General features: G+C 43.1%; 2 protein-coding genes. Both read right to left on the bottom strand.

Annotation, left to right across the window (positions count from 1 at the left end):
• Positions 1-177: 177 nt before the first annotated feature.
• Positions 178-429, bottom strand: a complete 252-nt coding sequence (locus tag KIV40_RS32585) for an accessory factor UbiK family protein (protein ID WP_032551009.1) — start codon at positions 427-429, stop codon at positions 178-180.
• A 120-nt stretch (positions 430-549) separates the two neighbouring features.
• The coding region (locus KIV40_RS32580) for an efflux RND transporter permease subunit (protein WP_285353500.1) at positions 550-866 on the bottom strand (317 nt) is incomplete at its 5' end.

Below are 866 nucleotides of genomic sequence, written 5' to 3'. Positions count from 1 at the left end.
CTTTTTGTTTTTACAGAGCTCGCCGACTTGCTCCTGAATATGTGGACGATGTATGTCTTAACTATCACGCCTTAAAGCAATGGAAGAGTATTGCTTGGAGTATACCTTCCAGAATATGAGCGTATAAAAAAGGGTTGATGCTTACACATCAACCCTTTTGTATTTTTGCATTTACGCTTATTTGTCAGCTAGCTTCGCTTCTAGATCTGCTAGTTTTTGTTCCATCTCAGTCAGCTTCTGACGTGTACGCAGTAGAACCTGAGTTTGAACATCGAACTCTTCACGGCTGACAACGTCTAGCTTGTTTAGTTGGCCTTGGATAACTTGGCGAACCTTTTGGTCCACATCAGAACCTAGCTCTTTCACTGGCTGAGGCATAGAGTCATGGATTTGTTTCGCAATCTGCTCTAGTTTTTTTGGATCAAACATATCAATTAAAACTCCTGATTATTTCCTACTATTCTATTTAATCGCAGTGGAGATGTCGCCTGTGGCGTATAAAAAAAGGTCACCGAAGTGACCTTTTTGCGATTAACGTGAAACTTGAGGTTAGTTGTTGTCCGCTAACTCTCGGTGTGCCGCTTTTGCTTCATCGACACGTGCTAGTTTCTCTAAGTCTTTATCTTCAACAAAAACCGGTAGTGGTTTGTGTTTCTCTGCTAGGTAGCTGTAGATAACAGGCAACACGAACAGAGTGAAGATAGTACCAATTGCTAGACCAGCAACGATAACAATACCGATACTGAAGCGTTGAGCAGCACCTGCACCACTTGCGTACATCAGTGGGATAAGACCTGCGATCATCGCTGCAGTTGTCATCAGGATAGGGCGTAGACGAACTTTCGCCGCTTCCATTACTGCTTCAA

Source organism: Vibrio sp. D173a (assembly GCF_030248475.1).
The sequence above is the reverse complement of the archived record's forward strand: the minus strand, read 5'-3'. Positions and strand labels throughout refer to the sequence as shown.

Bases quoted from the DNA above. Each gene is read 5' to 3' on its own strand.
- KIV40_RS32585 (WP_032551009.1), bottom strand. From the start codon at position 429: ATGTTTGATCCAAAAAAACTAGAGCAGATTGCGAAACAAATCCATGAC.